This is a genomic window from Actinomycetospora cinnamomea (assembly GCF_003096675.1).
GTDB classification, from domain to species: Bacteria; Actinomycetota; Actinomycetes; order Mycobacteriales; family Pseudonocardiaceae; genus Actinomycetospora; species Actinomycetospora cinnamomea.
Window position 1 is genome coordinate 976,597 of sequence record NZ_QEKW01000001.1, and the last position, 18,510, is coordinate 995,106.

Sequence of the window (18,510 nt, forward strand, 5' to 3'; positions counted from 1 at the left end):
CACCATCACACCGGCAGGAGGCCGTCGTGCAGAAAGCCGCCGTCTTCCTGGGCTTCGTGCCCTGGATCGTGTTCTCCGTGGTCGCGGGACCGAGCACCTGGGAGTGGGCGGCGCTCGCGGCGCTGATCTGCTCGTTGGTCCTCGCGGTGCCCGACTGGCGGCGGAGCCGGTCGATCAGCCTCCTCGACGCCGCCGCTCTCGTGTTCTTCGCCGTCATGCTGGTGCTCGCGCTCGTGCTCGACCGCGCGGCGCTGCAGCCGATCGAGGACCGCGCCCAGCTGCTGTCGAGCGTCGTGATCGCGCTCGTCGCGTTCGGCTCGCTCGCGGCGGGCCGGCCGTTCACCGAGTTCTACGCGAAGCGGGAGGCCCCACCGGAGGTCTGGGACACCCCGACCTTCAAGAGGGTCAACCGCGTGCTCACCGCACTCTGGGGCGGCGTCTTCGTCATCAACGCCCTCTGCGACCTCGCGGTGGCCGGCGGCGCCAGCCCCGACCTCTTCAACTGGGTCGTGCCGATCGTCGTCATCGTCGTCGCCGTGAAGGTCACCGCCTGGTACCCGGAGCACGTCCGCAGCCGCGTGCGGGGTCACGGCTCCCACGAGGCCCCGGCCCAGCCGGCCTGAGGAGGACGCGATGACGACCACCCCGCGCCCCGGTCCTCCGCCGCCCGTCGACGCCGGCCACGACCCGCACCTGTCCGGCGTGTTCGAGCCGGTGATCCACGACGGACAGCACGGGGCGTGGCTGCCGACCGAGGAGTGAGCGAAGGACACCCCGGCTGCCACGTGCGCAGCCGGGGCGTCCCTCGCTCGAAACGAGCTCGATCAGACCAGGTCGTACCGGTCCAGCATCATGACCTTGTCCCACGCCTTGACGAAGTCGCGGACGAACTTCTCCGCGCCGTCGGAGCTGGCGTAGACCTCGGACACGGCGCGCAGCTCGGAGTTCGACCCGAAGACGAGGTCGTTGCGGGTACCGGTCCAGCGGATCTCGCCGTCGGCGCCGCGGGCCTCGTAGAGACCCTCCTCCTCGGCCATCTTCGCCCACTGCGTGTTCATGTCGAGCAGGTTGACGAAGAAGTCGTTCGTCAGCCGGCCCGGACGCTCGGTGAGCACGCCGTGGGCGGAGCCGCCCGTGTTGGCGCCCAGCACGCGCAGGCCGCCGACGAGCACCGTCATCTCGGGGGCGGACAGGTCCAGCAGGTTCGCGCGGTCGACGAGCAGGTACTCGGCGGGCAGCTGGTGGCCCTTGCCCAGGTAGTTGCGGAAGCCGTCGGCCGTCGGCTCGAGGTGGGTGAACGAGTCGACGTCGGTCCACTCGAGGGAGGCGTCGGTGCGCCCCGGGGTGAAGGGGACGCTGACGTCGTACCCGGCGTCCCGCGCCGCCTTCTCGACCGCCGCGCAGCCACCGAGGACGATCAGGTCCGCGAGCGAGACCTGCGTGCCCGAGGCGTTGAACGCCGACTGCACGCCCTCGAGCGTGCTCAGCACCCGGCGCAGCTCCTGCGGGTCGTTGACCTCCCAGTCGATCTGCGGGTCGAGGCGCACGCGCGCGCCGTTCGCGCCGCCGCGCTTGTCGCCGATGCGGAACGTCGAGGCCGACGCCCAGGCGGCCTTGACGAGCTCGGAGACCGTGAGGCCCGAGTCGAGGATCTGCTTCTTCAGCTCCGCGATCTCGGTGGAGCCGACCACCGGGCCCTCGTGCGCGGGCACCGGGTCCTGCCAGATCAGAGTCTCCTGCGGCACCCACGGGCCGAGGTAGCGCTGGATCGGGCCCATGTCGCGGTGGGTGAGCTTGTACCAGGCGCGGGCGAACGCGTCGGCGAACTCATCGGGGTCCTGGTGGAAGCGCCGAGAGATCTGCTCGTAGACCGGGTCCATCCGCAGCGAGAGGTCGGTGACGAGCATCGTCGGCTGGCGGGTCAGCTCACCGGTCTCGGGGTCGGGCACGGTGTTCGCGCCCCCGTCATTCACGGGTCGGTACTGCCACGCCCCGGCAGGCGACTTGTGGAGCTCCCACTCGTAGCCGAACAGGTTGTCGAAGTAGGCGTTGCTCCACTGCGCCGGCGTCGAGGTCCAGGTGACCTCGAGACCCGAGGTGATGGTGTCGCGGCCCTTGCCCTTGCCGAACTTCTGGTTCCAGCCCAGGCCCATCTCCTCGATGGACGCGCCCTCGGGCTCCGGGCCGACGTACTGCTCGGGGTCGGCGGCACCGTGGGTCTTGCCGAAGGTGTGCCCACCGGCGATGAGGGCGACGGTCTCCTCGTCGTTCATCGCCATCCGGCCGAACGTCTCGCGGATGTCGCGCGCGGCGGCCAGCGGGTCGGGGTTGCCGTCCGGGCCCTCCGGGTTGACGTAGATGAGTCCCATCTGCGAGGCGCCGAGCGGCTTCTCGAGCTGCCGGTCGCCGGTGTAGCGCTGGTCGCCGCCCAGCCAGTAGTTCTCCGGGCCCCAGTAGGTCTCGTTGTCGGGCTCCCAGACGTCGGGACGGCCGCCGGCGAAGCCGAAGGTCGTGAAGCCCATGGTCTCCAGGGCGCGGTTGCCGGTGAAGATCATCAGGTCGGCCCAGGAGACCCGCTTGCCCCACTTCTGCTTGACCGGCCACAGCAGGCGGCGTGCCTTGTCGAGGTTGCCGTTGTCCGGCCAGCTGTTGAGCGGGGCGAAGCGCTGCATGCCCATCCCGGCGCCGCCGCGGCCGTCGGCCAGGCGGTAGGTGCCGGCGGAGTGCCACGCCATGCGGATCATGAAGCCGCCGTAGTGGCCGAAGTCCGCGGGCCACCAGTCCTGCGACGTGGTCAGGACCTCGTCGACGTCCCGCGCGAGCTCGTCGAGGTCGACGGTCTTGAACGCCTCGGCGTAGTCGAAGTCCTCGTCCATGGGGTTCGAGGCGGGGGTGTGCGCGCGCAGGACGCGCAGATTGAGCTGGTTGGGCCACCAGTCGACGTTGCCGCCGCCCTCGGTCGGGTGCGCGAGGCGGCCGGCGTGGACCGGGCAGCCACCGGCCTCCTCGGTGTTCATCTCTGTCTCGCGGGTGACGTGGCTCTCGCTCACGAGGAGTCCCTCCGGGTCACTGGGTCGTCAATGCGGTGGGGCACGGCCGGGGCCGGGCGGTGACGCGGACCGCAGTGTGCACCCCTTTTCTGGAAGGGATCAAGTTTCGGGGCCGGGGCGTGCAGCATCTGCCGGGCCCTCGGGTTGCCGCACCCCCCGCACGCTCCTACCGTCGACGCGTCGGTTGACCACCTCAGCCCTCACACCGTCACCGGCACCCTGGGGGCTCCGTCGCGATGTCGACCACCTCTGACAGGCCTGCGCCCGCCACGCCCGCGGCGATCACGACGCCGCCGCACCCTCCCCGCCGGACGCTGCGGGGCTCGCTCGTCGGGCGGATGCTGCGGACGACGGACCCCAAGGACATCGCGATCCTCTACATGGTCACGTCGTTCGGGTTCTTCCTGATCGGCGGGCTGATGGCGCTGCTCATGCGCGCGGAGCTCGGGCAGCCCGGGCTGCAGATCCTGTCGGTGGACCAGTACAACCAGCTGTTCACCATGCACGGCACGATCATGCTGCTGCTCTACGCGACCCCGATGGTCTTCGCTTTCGGCAACTACATCCTGCCGCTGCAGATCGGTGCCCCCGACGTCGCGTTCCCGCGGCTGAACGCCTTCTCGTACTGGCTGTTCCTCTTCGGCGGCACCATCGTCGTCTCCGGGTTCTTCACCCCGGACGGCGCCGCCTCGGCGGGGTGGTTCGCCTACACACCCCTCTCGACCGAGATGTACACCCCCGGGATCGGGATGAACCTCTGGATCGTCGGCCTGGCGGTGTCCGGCCTGGGCACGATCCTCGGCGCGGTCAACTTCACGACGACGATCGTCTGCCTGCGTGCCCCGGGCATGACGATGTTCCGGATGCCGATCTTCACCTGGAACATCCTCATCACGATGATCCTGGTGCTCCTGGCGTTCCCGATCCTCACCGCCGCCCTGTTCGGCCTCGCCGCCGACCGCGTGCTGGGCGCGCAGATCTACGCCCCCGAGGCGGGCGGCGCGGTCCTCTGGCAGCACCTGTTCTGGTTCTTCGGGCACCCCGAGGTCTACATCGTCGCGTTGCCCTTCTTCGGCATCGTCAGCGAGATCCTCCCGGTGTTCAGCCGCAAGCCGATCTTCGGCTACAAGACCCTGGTGTTCGCGACGATCGCGATCGGGGCGCTGTCGGTGGCGGTGTGGGCGCACCACATGTACGCGACCGGGGCGATCCTGATGTCGTTCTTCGCGTTCACCACGTTCCTCATCGCGGTGCCGACCGGCATCAAGTTCGTCAACTGGATCGGCACGATGTGGCGCGGGCAGATCACCCTCGAGAGCCCGATGCTGTTCTCGATCGGCTTCCTGCTGACGTTCGTGCTGGGCGGGGTGACGGGCGTCATCCTCGGTGCCCCGGCGCTCGACTGGCACCTCTCGGACACCTACTTCGTGGTCGCGCACTTCCACTACGTGCTGTTCGGCACGATCGTGTTCGCGACCTATGCCGGCATCTACTTCTGGTTCCCCAAGATGACCGGCCGGATGATGGACGAGCGGCTCGGCAAGCTCCACTTCTGGGCGACGTTCATCGGTTTCCACCTGACGTTCATGGTGCAGCACTGGCTGGGCAACGAGGGCATGCCGCGCCGTTACGCCGAGTACGCCGCGACCGACGGGTTCACCACGCTGAACACGATCTCCACGATCGGTGCGTTCCTCCTCGGCGCGTCCACGCTGCCGTTCCTGTGGAACGTGTTCCACAGCTACCGCTACGGGCGCCCGGTCGACGTCGACGACCCGTGGGGCTTCGGCAACTCCCTGGAGTGGGCGACCTCGTGCCCGCCGCCGCGGCACAACTTCACCGAGCTGCCGCGCATCCGCTCCGAGCGGCCGGCGTTCGAGCTGCACTACCCGCACGTGGGCGAGCGGATGCGCATGGAGCAGCACGTGGGGTCGCACGCGCCGAGCGTCGGGGAGGCCGCCGCCGGGCGGACCGGCCAGGAGGGCATCCCGGGCTCGGACCCCCGCAACCGCTGAGGTTCCGACCACCGGGACTGGTCCGCGCGCCTCCTCTCGGCCACCCTCTCGGGGTCGGCGTCTGACGGCGCCGGGGGACCCCGTCGGCGGAGGAAGCATGCCCAAGTACGTCTACTCGTTCAGCGAGGGCGACAAGGACCAGAAGGACCTGCTCGGTGGCAAGGGCGCGAACCTGGCCGAGATGACGAACCTGGGCCTGCCGGTCCCGCCCGGGTTCACCATCACCACCGAGGCCTGCCGGGCCTACCTCGCCGACGGCCACGAGCCGGCGGGTCTGGCCGACGAGGTGACCCGGCACCTCGTCGCGCTCGAACAGACGATGGGCAAGCGGCTGGGGCAGGCCGACGACCCGCTCCTGGTCTCTGTCCGCTCCGGCGCGAAGTTCTCGATGCCCGGGATGATGGAGACGGTCCTCAACGTCGGTCTCAACGACGCCTCCGTGCAGGGTCTGGGCGCCCAGGCCGGGGACGAGCGCTTCGCCTGGGACTCCTACCGGCGCCTCGTGCAGATGTTCGGCGCGACGGTGCTGGACATCGAGGCCGAGCACTTCGCCGAGGCCCTCGACGCGGCGAAGCGGGCCAAGGGCACGGACAACGACCTCGACCTCGACGCGTCGGACCTCGCGGCGCTGGTGGAGACGTTCAAGGGCACCGTGCGCGAGCACACGGGCCGGGACTTCCCGCAGGATCCCCGCGAGCAGCTCGACCTGGCCGTGCGGGCGGTGTTCGAGTCCTGGAACTCCCCGCGCGCCCACGTCTACCGCCGCCAGGAACGCATCCCGGCCGACCTCGGGACGGCGGTCAGCGTGTGCTCGATGGTCTTCGGCAACCTCGGGTCGGACTCGGGCACCGGCGTCGCCTTCACGCGCGACCCGGCCTCGGGAGCGCACGGCATCTACGGCGACTACCTGCAGAACGCGCAGGGCGAGGACGTCGTCGCCGGCATCCGCAACACCCGGCCGCTCGCCGAGCTCGAGCAGATCGACAAGTCCTCGTACGACGAGCTGCTCGAGATCATGGCGACCCTGGAGAACCACTACCGCGACCTGTGCGACATCGAGTTCACCATCGAGCGCGGCAAGCTGTGGATGCTGCAGACCCGCGTCGGCAAGCGCACCGCGGCGGCCGCGTTCACCGTCGCCTGCCAGCTGGTGGACGAGGGCCTGATCGACATGGACGAGGCCCTGCAGCGGGTCACCGGCGCGCAGCTCGCGCAGCTGATGTTCCCCCGCTTCGACCGTGACGCGGACAAGGAGCTGCTCACGACCGGGATGAACGCCTCGCCCGGCGCGGCCAGCGGCATCGCCGTCTTCGACTCCCCCACCGCGGTCGCCCGTGCGAAGGCCGGCGAGAAGGTCGTGCTCGTGCGCCGCGAGACCACGCCCGACGACCTCGACGGCATGATCGCCGCGCAGGGGGTGCTCACCAGTCGGGGCGGGCGCACCTCGCACGCCGCTGTCGTCGCGCGCGGCATGGGCAAGACGGCGGTGTGCGGCGCCGAGGAGCTCGAGGTCGACCTGCGGGCGAAGAAGATCACGCTGCCCGACGGGCGCGAGGTCGCCGAGGGCGACACGATCTCCATCGACGGCACGAACGGCGAGGTGTACCTGGGCGAGGTGCCGGTGATGGCGAGCCCGGTGATGTCCTACTTCGAGGGGTCCACGGGACTCGCGGAGAACGACGACCTCGTCGCGGCCGTCGACCGGATCATGCGGCACGCGGACGGCGTGCGGCGCCTGCGGGTGCGGGTCAACGCCGACACGGGCGACGACTGCGTCACGGCCCGCGCCTTCGGCGCCGAGGGCGTCGGCCTGTGCCGCACCGAGCACATGTTCCTCGGCGAGCGCCGTGAGCTGGTCGAGCACCTCGTGCTCGCCGAGACGCGCGAGGACCGGGAGAAGTCGCTGGCCGCGCTGCTGCCCCTGCAGATCGAGGACTTCACCGCGATCTTCCGCGCGATGGAGGGGCTGCCGGTGACGATCCGGCTGCTCGACCCCCCGCTGCACGAGTTCCTCCCCGACCTCATCGACCTCTCGGTCGAGGTCGCGGTGGCCCGCGAGCGCGGCGAGGTCACCCAGGAGCAGGAGGATCTGCTCGTCGCCGTGCGGCGCCTGCACGAGCAGAACCCGATGCTGGGCCTGCGCGGCGTGCGGCTGGGGATCGCGGTGCCCGGCCTGTTCGCGATGCAGGTCCGGGCGATCACCCGCGCCGCCGCCGCGCTCGCCGCCGAGGGCGTCGCGGTGGAGCCGGAGATCATGGTCCCGCTGGTGGGCACGGTCCAGGAGCTCCAGGCCGTCGCCGCGGAGATCGCCGAGGTGGTCGCCGAGCCCGAGTCGCAGGTCGACGGGGCGCCCGTGCGCCACCAGATCGGGACGATGATCGAGCTGCCCCGCGCGGCGCTGGTCGCCGCACAGATCGCCGAGGTCGCGCAGTTCTTCTCGTTCGGCACCAACGACCTCACCCAGACGACGTGGGGGTTCTCCCGCGACGACGTGGAGGGGGCGTTCTTCTCCGACTACCTGGAGGCGGGCATCTTCGGCGTGTCGCCGTTCGAGTCGCTCGACACCGAGGGGGTCGGCGAGCTCGTCGAGATCGCGTCCTGGCGTGGCCGGGAGGTGCGCCACGACCTCAAGCTCGGCATCTGCGGCGAGCACGGCGGCGACCCGGACTCGGTGCACTTCTTCCACCGGGCCGGCCTGGACTACGTCTCGTGCTCGCCGTTCCGGATCCCGGTCGCGCGCCTCGAGGCGGCCCGGGCGGCGGCCGCCGGCGAGTGACCGCCGGCCGGACGTGCTCGCCGCAGCCGCTCGCGGTACCGGCGGTACCTGATAGATAGGCTCGGGTGATGGCCTCCCCGGACCGCGGCACGGTGCACCGCGACCTCCGGTTGAGCACCAAGGCGCTGGTCGGCGCGCAGGTCATGGCGTCGAACCTGGTGGGCGCGAGCACCGTGCTCTTCCTCGCCGGCTACGTCCTGCCGACCCAGTCGCTGGTGTCCGACCTCGACGAGGCCCTCGAGTGGAACCTGGCGGCGTTCACCTACTACGTCGCGATCGCGGTCGTCGTCGGGCTCGTGTGGGGCTGGGCCTGGGTGCGGGTGCCGTCGCCCCCGACGGCGGATGCTCGCGAGGAGGCGTGGCAGCGACACCGGCGGTCCGCGCGTCACGCGGTGCTCTCCATGCCGCTCCGCATCAGCGTCATCCAGGCCGTGCCCTGGCTCGTCGCCGTCGCGCTCTTCGCCTCGATCAACGCCATGTTCTCCTTCACCGTCGCCCTCACGGTGGGCTGCGTGGTCGCCCTGGGCGGGATCGCGACCGTCGCCGTCGGCTACCGCCTCAGCGAGCTCGCCCTGCGCCGCGAGGTCGCGCGAGTCCTGTCCGAGGACCCGCCGACCCGTATGGGGCTGCTGCCCGGGATCGCCGCCCGCTCGCTGGGCGCCTGGGTGCTCGGCACCGCGGTGCCGCTGCTCGGCGTCGCGCTGGCCGGGGTGGCGGCGCTGCTGTGGGACGACTACTACACGGTGACCCAGCTGGGGTGGGTCGTGCTCGTGCTCGCCGTCGTCGCCCTCGGCGTCGGTCTCCTGCTCACCGCGCTGACCTCGACCTCGCTGGCCGCCCCGGTCATGTCGGTGCGGCGGGCGCTGCGGCGCGTGCAGGACGGCGATCTCGACGTGACGCTCGAGGTCACGGACCCCACCGAGCTCGGCGTGCTCCAGGCCGGGTTCAACGAGATGGCCGCCGGACTGCGCGAGCGCGACCAGATCCGCGAGCTGTTCGGGCGCCACGTCGGCCAGGAGGTCGCGCGGGCCGCGATGGACGGCGACCTCGAGCTGGGCGGCGAGGTGCGCGAGGTCGCCGTGCTGTTCGTCGACCTCGTCGGTTCCACCGAGATGGCGTTCGACCGCCCGCCCCAGGAGGTCGTGGCCGTGCTCAACGCGTTCTTCGCCGAGGTGGTCGACGTCGTCGAGAGCCACCGCGGCTGGATCGACAAGTTCGAGGGCGACGCCGTGCTGGCGGTGTTCGGCGCACCCCACGACATGGTCGACGCGGCCGGGGCCGCGCTCTCCGCCGCCCGCGCTCTCGCCGACCGGCTCGATGCGCCCGAGTCCCCCGCCAGGGCGGGCATCGGCGTCTCGGCCGGCCCGACGGTCGCGGGCAACATCGGCGACGCCCGCCGCTACGAGTACACGGTGATCGGCGACCCGGTGAACGAGGCCGCGCGCCTCTGCGACGTGGCGAAGGGCCTCGACGGGCGCGTCGCGGCCTCCGGGGCCGCGATCGACCGCGCCGACGACGGGGAGGCCGCCCGGTGGACCGAGGTCGACGTCGTGCGCCTGCGCGGGCGGCAGCGCGCCACCCACGTCCACGCGCCGCGGGAGCGCGCCGGCACGGGCTGATCGGACAGCGGGTGCGGAGGCCGTCGGGGCGACGTGCTTCGCTGACGGTGTGGTGCACGCGAGCGACCCGGACGGAGACGCGGGCTCGGACACGCGCCGCCGCCCCTCCCCCGCCCTCGCCGCCGGGGTCGTCCTGGTCCTGCTCGCCGCGGCGGCGGCGTTCGTCCTGCTCGCCGCGCTGACCGCGCTGATCCCGGGGTCGGCGCTGCTCGGCGCGACGATGTCGCCGGTGGTCGTCACGGTGTGGGGCCCGCTGCTGGTGGTCCTCGGGCTCGTCACGACCGTCGTGACGTGGCTGCTGCGCCGCGCGCACCGGCGCCTCGCCACCGCCGTCACCGCCACCGCCGCGCTCGGGACGCTGGCGCTGGCGGGCGCGGTCGCTGCGGTGGTCGCGGCGACGCTGGGTGCCGGCGGCAGCGTCGACCCGCTGCGCGCGATCGCGCTGACCGGCGGGGGCGGCAGTGCCCGTGACGGGGCCCCCGACGCACACCCGGTCTACCTGACCACGCCCGGGGGCCAGGAGCTGCACCTCGCGGTGACGCGGCCGCGCGGCGCCGCCGCCGATCGGCCGGCGCCGGTGTTCGTCTGGGTGCACGGCGGCGGGTGGGCCACCGGTTCGGAGCTCGACCGCGCCGCCGACCTGCGCCGGCTCGCGGAGGCGGGCTGGCTCGTGGTGTCGGTGGAGTACACGCTGTCCGCGCCCGGACGCCCGACGTGGGACGTCGCCGGACCGCAGGTCGCGTGCGCGCTCGCCCGCGTCGCCGAGCGCGCGGGCGGGTACGGCGGCGATCCGGGGCGGATCGTGCTCGCCGGCGACTCCGCCGGCGGCCAGCTCGCGACGTCCGTGGGCTACCGCGCCGCGTCCGGCTCCCAGGGCTCGGCGTGCACGACGCCGGTGCCCGTCCCGGTCCCCCGCGCGATCGCCACGCTGTATCCGGCGGTGGACCTGGCCGACACCCACCGCCGCGGCGAGGGCGCCCAGGCGTTCGCGGTCGGCTACACCGGCGGCACGCCCGACCAGGTGCCCGAGCGCTATCGGGCCGTCTCCGGCATCGACGTGATCACCCCCGCCGCGCCGCCGACGCTCGCCCTCGTCCCCACGCGCGACCAGCTCGTCCCGCCCGCCGGCGCGGAGCGGTTCGTCGACGCCGCGCGGGTAGCGGGCGTCGCGGTCGAGCGCGTCGACGTCCCGTTCGCCGACCACGCCTTCGACCTCGGGCCTGCGGGCTCGCTGGGTCACCAGACGGCGTGGTCGGTGCTGGAGCGCTGGGCGGGCGAGCAGGTGAGCGGGTAGCCCGCCGTCGTGCAGACGGATCGGTTCGACGGGTGGATCGCCGGCGTGGGGACGGCGGCGGGGCTGCGGGTGGTCATCGGGCACTGGCCCCGCTCGCCCTTCGGCGCGTTCACCGACGTCATGGTCGAGCGCCCCGACGGCCACCGGATCCTGCTGGCGCCCGACGAGCGCGTCGCGGACTTCGTCTCCTCGACCTACACGTTCGACGAGACGCGCCTGGGACCGGTGACGCACTCCGGTTCCGGCGCGGAGCACCACGTCACCACCGTCGAGCTCGACCTGATCCTGCGCGTCGGCGGTCGGCCCGCGCTGGGGTGGCTGCTGCGCGCCGTCCCCGCCCGGCTGGCCACGGCGCCGGCCTGGATCGCCACCGTCGACGCGATCGCCCGTCGGGTGCTGCCCGGCGTGCGCACGACGGGCAGTGCCGGTGGCGGGCGCCGCGAGTACTACGGCGCCCGCGACCTGCACCGCGTCGAGCACGCGGTGACGCGATGGGAGGGCGAGGACCAGGGCGCGCTCGCGCCCGTCGACCCGCCGGTGCGCTTCGGCTTCGGGTCCACGCCGCGGGTGCCGTCGCTCGTGCGCATCACGACGCTGGTCAGGAGTACCGATCGGTCGTCGCGGTTAGCCTCGGATCCATGACCGTCACGGACGCCCGGCCCCTCGCCCTGGACGACTGGTTCGTCCGCGACCTCGGCGGGCTCTACCGGCCGTGGCAGGCGGCGCCGTCCCCCGCACCCGAGCTCGTCGCCCTCAACGACGGCCTCGCCGCGGAGCTCGGCCTCGACGCGAGCGCCCTGCGCAGCCCGGAGGGCGTCGCGGTGCTCGCCGGCGCGGCCGTCCCGGCCGGGGCGACACCCGTGGCGATGGCCTACGCCGGCCACCAGTTCGGCAACTACTCCCCACGCCTCGGCGACGGGCGCGCGCTGCTGCTCGGCGAGATCACCGACAACGCCGGGCGGCACCGCGACCTGCACCTCAAGGGCTCCGGGCGCACCCCGTTCGCGCGCGGCGGCGACGGCAAGGCGCCGCTCGCGCCCATGCTGCGCGAGTACGTCATCGGCGAGGCGATGCACGCGTTGGGCATCCCGACCACCCGCGCGCTGTCGGTCGTCACCACCGGCGAGGAGGTGATCCGCGAGACGGTGCAGCCCGGCGCGGTGCTCGCCCGCGTCGCGTCGAGCCACCTGCGCGTCGGCACGTTCCAGTACGCGGCCGCCACTCAGGACGCCGACCTCCTGCGCCGGCTCACCGACCACGCGATCACCCGCCACCACCCCGAGGCCGCGCAGGCCGAGCGCCCGGCGCTCGCGCTGCTCGAGGCGGTCGTCGAGGTGCAGGCCTCGCTGGTGGCGCAGTGGATGGCGGTCGGGTTCGTCCACGGCGTGATGAACACCGACAACATGACGATCTCCGGCGAGACCATCGACTACGGACCCTGCGCGTTCCTCGACGCCTTCGACCTCGCGACCGTGTTCAGCTCCATCGACCAGGGCGGGCGCTACGCGTACGGCAACCAGCCGCGGGTCGCCGCGTGGAACCTCGCACGCTTCGCCGAGTCGCTGCTGTCGCTGATCGGCAGTGAGATCGGTGGGGACGCCGAGCGCGCGGTCGAGCTCGCGAGCGAGGTCGTGTCGTCGTTCGGCGAGCGCTACACGCGGCACTGGTCCGCCGCGCTGCACGCCAAGCTCGGGCTGACGGGCGAGCACCCGCAGCTCGTGCAGGACCTGCTCGAGCTGATGGCGGGCCAGCACCCCGACCACACGCGCTTCTTCCGGGCGCTGTCCGCGGCGGCGCGCGGGGACGCGGGGCCGGTGCGCGACCTGGTGATCGACCGCGAGGCCGTCGACGCGTGGGTCGAGCGGTGGCGCGCGGCGCTGGCCGAGCAGGACCGGCCGGTCGAGGAGTCCGCCGCGGCGATGGACCGGGTCAACCCCGTGTACGTCCCGCGCAACCACCTGGTCGAGGCGGCGCTGGCCGCCGCGGTCGCGGGCGACCTCGACCCGTTCCGCAGGCTGGTCGACGTGCTCGCCGCGCCGTTCGAGGAGCGACCGGGTCTGGAGGAGTACGCCCGCGCCGATCCCGCGGCCACCACCCCCTACGTCACCTACTGCGGGACCTGAGCCGGCGCGCCCGTGATCGTGGCCAGGTGCGCGGCGAGCGCCGGCTCGGAGAGCGGACGGGCCGTCCACCCGACGTAGCCGTCGGGCCGGACGAGCACCGCGTCGCCGCCGCGCATGCCGTAGGCGGCCGCGAGGTCGCCCGCGCCGTCGACGAGGCACGGCTCGTCGGCCTCCGCGAACGCGGCGGCGAGCGCCGGCGCCACCACGGCGTGCACGCGCAGCGGCAACCCGGACGACGTCGCGAGTGCGCGCACCGCACCGATCTCGGTCAGCTGGGCGGCGTCGTCGACGTAGCAGAGCAGGGCGAACTCGGTGGCGGCGAGCACGGCGTGCAGCCGCAGCGGGTCGGTGGCGGCCTCGCGACGCAGGCCGCGGGCGTCGGGCGCGCGGTCACCGGGGCGCACCGCGAGGGCCTCGCCGTCCGCACCGACGATCGGGCTGTCCGGGTAGCCCACCAGCAGCTGCGCCTCGCGCCGCAGCATCGTCGCCGGGTCGTCGGCGTCGAACCCCTCACGGGCGTGGCGCACGGTGCGCCCGACGACCTCCTCGCCGATCGGGTGGCGCTCGGCGTGGTAGCTCTCGAGCAGCGCGGGCGCGGCGTGCCCGTCGACGACCAGTGCCAGCTTCCAGGCGAGGTTGAGCGCGTCCTGGATGCCGGTGTTCATGCCCTGGCCGCCGGTGGGCGGGTGGATGTGCGCCGCGTCGCCGGCGATGAACACCCGCCCGACGCCGTAGCGGTCGGCGAGGCGGTGGCTGATGCGGAACACCGACGACCAGCGCAGGTCGGACACCGTCGTCGGTTCGGGAGCCAGGCGGTCGACCACGGCCTGGAGGTCGGCGAGCTCGGGAGCGCGGCCGGACTCGAGCCCGTGGGCGATCCCGTCACCGGCCCCGTCGACGGGCCGGGTGTGCAGCTCCGGCGGGGCGAGCATCGAGATGCGGTAGCGGCCGTGCTCCGGCAGCGGGACGGCGACGAGGACGTCGTCGGGGGCGCCGGGCACCGCGCGGGTGATGCGCACGCCGTACCCGGCGGGCAGGGACCAGCCGAGCACGACGTCGCCGAGCATGTACTCCTCGGCGAAGGCGTCGCCCTCGAAGCCGATCCCCAGGCCCTTGCGCACCACGCTGTGGGCGCCGTCGGCCCCGACGAGGTAGGCGGTCCGCACGGTCCGGTCGCCCGCGGGCGAGCGCAGCTGCAGCGTCACCCCGTCGGCGTCCTGCGCGAAGCTCACCAGCGTCGTCCCGCGCTCGACCGCCCCGCCGTGGCGGTGCAGCTCCTCGGCGAGCAGGCGTTCGGTCGTGTACTGCGGCAGCGTCGTGAAGCCGTAGGGCACGTCCGGGGGCAGGGCGAGCTCCAGGCGCGCCGCCTGCGCGCCGTCGCGGTACACGATCTGGCCCCGCATCGTGCGCACCTCGTCGAGCGCGGCGGTGAGCATCCCGGTGCGCTCCCAGTGCTCCAGCGTGCGCGGCTGGAGCCCGACGGCCTTGGCGTAGTGGCGCGGCTCGTCGAGCTGGTCGATCACGAGCGGGCGGATGCCCCGGCGGGCCAGCTCGGTGGCGGCCGTGAGGCCGACCGGGCCGGCCCCCACGACGACGACGTCCAGGTCCACGGCCGACTCCTCTCCGTCACCGTCGGAGCGGTCCTGACGGCGGTTGGTCACCTGTCCGGCCCAGGATCGAGATCCTTCCAGCCACCACGAGTAGAGCGCACCCATCTTCGCGCCGTCAACGGCCGGCGATGCGGGCCCGCACCTCGTCGGTGACCCCGATGAGGGCGTCGACCTGCTCGGAGGTCAGCCCGTCGAACACGAGCTCGCGGACCGCGGCGACGTGTGCCGGGGCCGCCGCCTCCTGCGCGCGCCGACCCGCCGCGGTGAGGACGACGAACGCGCCGCGCGCGTCGTCGGGACAGTCCTCGCGGGCCACCAGGCCGCGGCGCTCCATCCGCGCCAGGTGGTGGGACAGCCGGCTCTTCTCCCACTGCAGGAGCGCGGCCAGCTCCCCGGCGCGGACGGGCTCGCCCCCGCGGTCGGTGAGGGCCACGAGGACGTCGAAGTCGGCGAGCGAGAGCCCGGCGTCGGCCTGCAACCGCCGGTGCAGCGTCGCCTGCAGCTGGGCCTGCATCGCGAGGTAGCCGCGCCACGCGCGCTGCTCGCGGGCGTCGAGCCAGCGGGGCTCTTCCTCCATGCGTCGAGGCTACCGGAATAGTTGACGCGTCACCCAACGTTCGGCACGATGCACGTTGAAGGTTCAACGAGATGGAGTGAGGGTCATGCAGTTCGGTGTCTTCTCGGTCAGCGACATCACGCCCGACCCCACGACGGGCCGCACGCCCACCGAGGCCGAGCGCCTCCAGGCCGTGCTGCGCATCGCGGAGAAGACGGAGGAGGTCGGCCTCGACGTCTTCGCGCTCGGCGAGCACCACAACCCGCCGTTCTTCTCGTCCTCGCCGACCACGACGCTGGCGTACATCGCGGCCCGTACCCGGCGCCTGCAGCTCTCGACGGCGACGACGCTGATCACCACGAACGACCCGGTGAAGATCGCCGAGGACTACGCGATGCTGCAGCACCTCGCGGGCGGCCGCGTCGACCTCACCCTGGGCCGCGGCAACACCGGACCGGTCTACCCCTGGTTCGGCCAGGACATCCGCCAGGGCCTCCCGCTGGCGGTCGAGAACTACGCGCTGCTGCGGCGCCTGTGGGACTCCGACGTCGTCGACTGGGAGGGACGCTTCCGCACGCCGCTGCAGGGCTTCACGTCCACGCCGCGCCCGCTGCACGGAGTCGCACCGTTCGTGTGGCACGGCTCGATCCGCAGCCCCGAGATCGCCGAGCAGGCCGCGTACTACGGCGACGGCTTCTTCCACAACCACATCTTCTGGCCGGCCGACCACACCCGGCGGATGGTCGACTTCTACCGCCGCCGCTTCGAGCACCACGGGCACGGCAACGCCGACCAGGCGATCGTCGGTCTGGGCGGCCAGGTGTTCATGCGGAAGAACTCGCAGGACGCGGTGCGGGAGTTCCGCCCGTACTTCGATGAGGCGCCGGTGTACGGCCACGGGCCGTCGCTGGAGGACTTCGCCCGCGAGACGCCGCTGACGGTCGGCAGCCCGCAGCAGGTCATCGATCGGACGCTGGGCTTCCGCGACTACGTCGGCGACTACCAGCGTCAGCTGTTCCTCATCGACCACGCGGGCCTGCCGCTGAAGACGGTGCTCGAGCAGCTCGACCTGCTCGGCGAGGAGGTCGTGCCGGTGCTGCGTCGCGAGTTCGCGGCCCTCAAGCCCGCGCACGTTCCCGACGCCCCGACCCACGACACGCTCGTCGCGGCCCGCAACGCGCAGCAGGGGGTGGCGGCCTGATGACCACCCGCACCCTCGCGGTGGTCAGCGCCGGGTTGTCGACGCCCTCGTCGACCCGGCTGCTGGCCGACCGACTCGCCGACGCGGCGGTCGCCGCACTGGCCGAGCGGGGTGCCGAGGTCCGGACCGAGACGATCGAGCTGCGCGAGCACGCCCGCGACCTCGCCGACCACCTCGTCACCGGCTTCCCGAACGCGGGCCTGCGCCCGGTGCTCGACACCGTCGCCGGCGCCGCCGGGCTCATCGCCGTGACTCCGATCTTCTCGGCGTCCTACAGCGGCCTGTTCAAGACCTTCGTCGACGTCCTCGACCGCGACGCGCTGTACGGCACCCCGGTGCTGCTCGGCGCGACCGCGGGTACGGCGCGCCACCAGCTCGCGCTGGACCACGCCATGCGCCCGCTGTTCGCGTACCTGCACGCCGCGGTCACGCCGACCGCGGTGTTCGCCGCGTCCGAGGACTGGGGCGCCGGCGGCGCGAGCCACGAGCTGGGCGAGCGCATCATCCGGGCGGGCGGTGAGCTCGCCGGACTCGTCGCGGCCCGCCCGGCGAGCAGCACCGCCGACCCGTTCGCGGACGTCCCCGACTTCACGACCCTGCTGTCCCGCTGATCGTGCTACCGGAGGAGGACCAGCCATGAGCAACACCCCGGCCGTCGACACCACGGGCGTCGAGAACCGCCGCGCCGAGATCCGTGACCGCTACCTGCGTCCCGTGGACGAGCGGCCGGCGTCGACCGCGCGCGGCCTGCACCACACGGCGCTCGTCTCGAGCGACGTCGAGCGCACCGTGCACTTCTACCAGGACGTCCTCGGCTTCCCGCTCACCGAGCTGATCGACAACCGCGACTACCCCGGCTCGTCGCATTTCTTCCACGACATCGGCAACGGCAACCTGCTGGCGTTCTTCGACTTCCCGGGGCTCGACCTCGGGCCCTACGCCGAGGTCCTGGGCGGCCTGCACCACGTCGCCATCAGCGTCGACCCCGAACGCTGGCAGGAGCTGGTGGCACGCCTGGAATCGGCGGGCGTGGAGCACGAGGTGCACAGCGGTGTCTCGGTGTACTTCCGCGACCCCGACGGCGCGCGCATCGAGCTCATCGCCGACCCGCTCGGTGAGATGTACGGCCACCAGGTGCTGTAGTCCTCGAACGCTCTCCCGCCCGGCCGGGGCGGCGACCACGGTGACCTAGGTTCAAGATCGCGTCGAGACTGCACCGCGCTGCCTGAGCGGCCGGTGAGCGAGAGGCGCGTCTTCTCGAAGTTCTGTGCTGCGCCTCCCACCACCAGCTGATCCACCACGGACACTGGACCGTCGAGATCCTCAACGGGCTCCCGTGGTTCACCCCACCACCCTGGATCGACCCCCACCGACAACGAAGACCCGGCGGACGACCCCGCATCCCCACCTAATGGGACCTGTCGGTCCTGGTTCTGCCAGGCTCGGCTGCGGTAGCGGCCGGCGGGTCAGCACTCACCTCTCCAGGGCGCAGATCAGCTCTAGCCTCAGATCGTGCGCCCGCCGGTCGTGAGCAGACGTGGACCGCTGATGGGATGACGTGCCCCGACGCTGGCTTCGGCGCGGTGAGCACTTGACCATGAGGTCGCGGCTGGTCTGCTCCGCGCTGCCGAACGAGAAGGTGGTGAGCGCGATCAGGAGGCCGGCGCGTGGTGCTGTTCGTGGGCGATGACTGGGCCGAGGACCACCACGACGTGGAGGTCTGTGACGAGACCGGACGCCGGCTGGCCAAGGCTCGGTTGCCCGAGGGCATGACCGGGATGGCCCGGTTGCACGAGCTGCTGGCCGAGCACCTCAGCGAGGACGCGATCAGCGCTGAGACCGGAACTCTGGCCGAGGGGGAGGTGATTGTCGGGATCGAGACCGATCGCGGCCCGTGGGTGGCCGCGCTGATCGCGGCGGGCTACCAGGTGTTCGCGATCAACCCGCTCTCGGCGGCCCGCTACCGGGAGCGGCACTCGACCTCCGGGGCGAAGTCCGACCCCGGCGATGCGCACGTGCTCGCCGAGATCGTGCGCCTGGACCGGGCCCACCACCGACCGATCGCCGGGGACAGCGACGCCGTGGAGGCTCTGAAGCTGGTCGCGCGCTCGCACCAGTCGCTGATCTGGGAACGGACCCGGCATCTGCAGCGGCTGCGCCAGGCGCTGCGCGAGTACTTCCCGGCTGCGCTCGATGCGCTGGCCGCGGGAGGCCTCGAGCTCGCCGACCCCGATGCGCTCGAACTCGTCGAGCGCGCCGGCGACCC

15 protein-coding genes are annotated in these 18,510 nt (G+C 72.7%); 12 read left to right on the top strand and 3 right to left on the bottom strand.

Translation table 11 applies throughout. From position 1 onward, the window contains the following. Positions 1-26 precede the first annotated feature (26 nt). A complete protein-coding gene (locus tag C8D89_RS04630) occupies positions 27-623 on the top strand; it encodes a DUF3159 domain-containing protein (protein WP_116706780.1) in 597 nt (198 codons plus the stop codon). Between the two features lie 10 nt (positions 624-633). Beyond that, a complete protein-coding gene (locus C8D89_RS30685) occupies positions 634-762 on the top strand; it encodes a hypothetical protein (protein WP_279323351.1) in 129 nt (42 codons plus the stop codon). A 62-nt stretch (positions 763-824) separates the two neighbouring features. Here the strand turns inward: C8D89_RS30685 and katG are convergent, their stop codons facing one another. Beyond that, positions 825-3,017: a catalase/peroxidase HPI gene (gene katG / locus C8D89_RS04635; protein ID WP_116706966.1), complete on the bottom strand. Its 2,193-nt coding sequence runs from the start codon at positions 3,015-3,017 to the stop codon at positions 825-827. A gap of 269 nt (positions 3,018-3,286) precedes the next feature. On the opposite strand from katG, the gene ctaD reads away from it, so the two are divergent. The 6 genes from ctaD to C8D89_RS04665 all read left to right on the top strand — a co-directional run bounded on the left by ctaD (position 3,287) and on the right by C8D89_RS04665 (position 12,877). After that, positions 3,287-5,065, top strand: coding sequence for an aa3-type cytochrome oxidase subunit I (gene ctaD, locus C8D89_RS04640; RefSeq protein WP_116706781.1), 1,779 nt, complete (start codon positions 3,287-3,289; stop codon positions 5,063-5,065). Positions 5,066-5,162: 97 nt separating this feature from the next. Further along, positions 5,163-7,841 (top strand): pyruvate, phosphate dikinase, encoded by a 2,679-nt coding sequence (ppdK, locus tag C8D89_RS04645; RefSeq protein WP_116706782.1) that lies wholly within the window; start codon positions 5,163-5,165, stop codon positions 7,839-7,841. A 68-nt stretch (positions 7,842-7,909) separates the two neighbouring features. Continuing rightward, positions 7,910-9,460 (top strand): adenylate/guanylate cyclase domain-containing protein, encoded by a 1,551-nt coding sequence (locus tag C8D89_RS04650; protein WP_116706783.1) that lies wholly within the window; start codon positions 7,910-7,912, stop codon positions 9,458-9,460. A 49-nt stretch (positions 9,461-9,509) separates the two neighbouring features. Continuing rightward, positions 9,510-10,754, top strand: coding sequence for an alpha/beta hydrolase (locus C8D89_RS04655; protein WP_116706784.1), 1,245 nt, complete (start codon positions 9,510-9,512; stop codon positions 10,752-10,754). Between the two features lie 9 nt (positions 10,755-10,763). Then, positions 10,764-11,396 (top strand): hypothetical protein, encoded by a 633-nt coding sequence (locus C8D89_RS04660; protein ID WP_116706785.1) that lies wholly within the window; start codon positions 10,764-10,766, stop codon positions 11,394-11,396. Next, positions 11,393-12,877: a protein adenylyltransferase SelO gene (locus C8D89_RS04665; RefSeq protein ID WP_116706786.1), complete on the top strand. Its 1,485-nt coding sequence runs from the start codon at positions 11,393-11,395 to the stop codon at positions 12,875-12,877. Before C8D89_RS04660 ends, C8D89_RS04665 begins: the two co-directional genes overlap by 4 nt. On the opposite strand, the gene C8D89_RS04670 is transcribed toward C8D89_RS04665, so the two are convergent. Both C8D89_RS04670 and C8D89_RS04675 read right to left on the bottom strand, forming a co-directional pair. Further along, on the bottom strand, positions 12,862-14,487 hold the full coding sequence (locus C8D89_RS04670; RefSeq protein WP_207787017.1) for an FAD-dependent monooxygenase: 1,626 nt from the start codon (positions 14,485-14,487) through the stop codon (positions 12,862-12,864). The genes C8D89_RS04665 and C8D89_RS04670 overlap by 16 nt on opposite strands. A 115-nt stretch (positions 14,488-14,602) precedes the next feature. Beyond that, the gene (locus tag C8D89_RS04675) at positions 14,603-15,064 is read right to left on the bottom strand and encodes a MarR family winged helix-turn-helix transcriptional regulator (RefSeq protein ID WP_116706788.1); all 462 of its coding nucleotides are present in this window, start codon (positions 15,062-15,064) and stop codon (positions 14,603-14,605) included. Positions 15,065-15,149: 85 nt separating this feature from the next. On the opposite strand from C8D89_RS04675, the gene C8D89_RS04680 reads away from it, so the two are divergent. From C8D89_RS04680 to C8D89_RS04695, 4 genes are all read left to right on the top strand, one after another. Beyond that, positions 15,150-16,244, top strand: coding sequence for an LLM class flavin-dependent oxidoreductase (locus C8D89_RS04680; RefSeq protein ID WP_116706789.1), 1,095 nt, complete (start codon positions 15,150-15,152; stop codon positions 16,242-16,244). Next, a complete protein-coding gene (locus C8D89_RS04685) occupies positions 16,244-16,855 on the top strand; it encodes a CE1759 family FMN reductase (RefSeq protein ID WP_116706790.1) in 612 nt (203 codons plus the stop codon). Before C8D89_RS04680 ends, C8D89_RS04685 begins: the two co-directional genes overlap by 1 nt. A 25-nt stretch (positions 16,856-16,880) precedes the next feature. Further along, the gene (locus tag C8D89_RS04690; RefSeq protein ID WP_116706791.1) at positions 16,881-17,387 is read left to right on the top strand and encodes a VOC family protein; all 507 of its coding nucleotides are present in this window, start codon (positions 16,881-16,883) and stop codon (positions 17,385-17,387) included. 527 nt (positions 17,388-17,914) lie between these two features. After that, positions 17,915-18,510: IS110 family transposase (locus C8D89_RS04695; protein WP_133251812.1), on the top strand; the 596-nt coding region annotated here is incomplete at its 3' end.

Excerpts from the sequence above, each read along its gene's own strand:
- C8D89_RS30685 (WP_279323351.1), top strand. The coding sequence starts at position 634 with ATGACGACCACCCCGCGCCCCGGTCCTCCGCCGCCCGTCGACGCCGGC.
- katG (WP_116706966.1), bottom strand. The coding sequence starts at position 3,017 with ATGAACACCGAGGAGGCCGGTGGCTGCCCGGTCCACGCCGGCCGCCTC.
- ctaD (WP_116706781.1), top strand. The coding sequence starts at position 3,287 with ATGTCGACCACCTCTGACAGGCCTGCGCCCGCCACGCCCGCGGCGATC.
- ppdK (WP_116706782.1), top strand. The coding sequence starts at position 5,163 with ATGCCCAAGTACGTCTACTCGTTCAGCGAGGGCGACAAGGACCAGAAG.
- C8D89_RS04650 (WP_116706783.1), top strand. The coding sequence starts at position 7,910 with ATGGCCTCCCCGGACCGCGGCACGGTGCACCGCGACCTCCGGTTGAGC.
- C8D89_RS04665 (WP_116706786.1), top strand. The coding sequence starts at position 11,393 with ATGACCGTCACGGACGCCCGGCCCCTCGCCCTGGACGACTGGTTCGTC.
- C8D89_RS04675 (WP_116706788.1), bottom strand. The coding sequence starts at position 15,064 with ATGGAGGAAGAGCCCCGCTGGCTCGACGCCCGCGAGCAGCGCGCGTGG.
- C8D89_RS04680 (WP_116706789.1), top strand. The coding sequence starts at position 15,150 with ATGCAGTTCGGTGTCTTCTCGGTCAGCGACATCACGCCCGACCCCACG.
- C8D89_RS04685 (WP_116706790.1), top strand. The coding sequence starts at position 16,244 with ATGACCACCCGCACCCTCGCGGTGGTCAGCGCCGGGTTGTCGACGCCC.
- C8D89_RS04690 (WP_116706791.1), top strand. The coding sequence starts at position 16,881 with ATGAGCAACACCCCGGCCGTCGACACCACGGGCGTCGAGAACCGCCGC.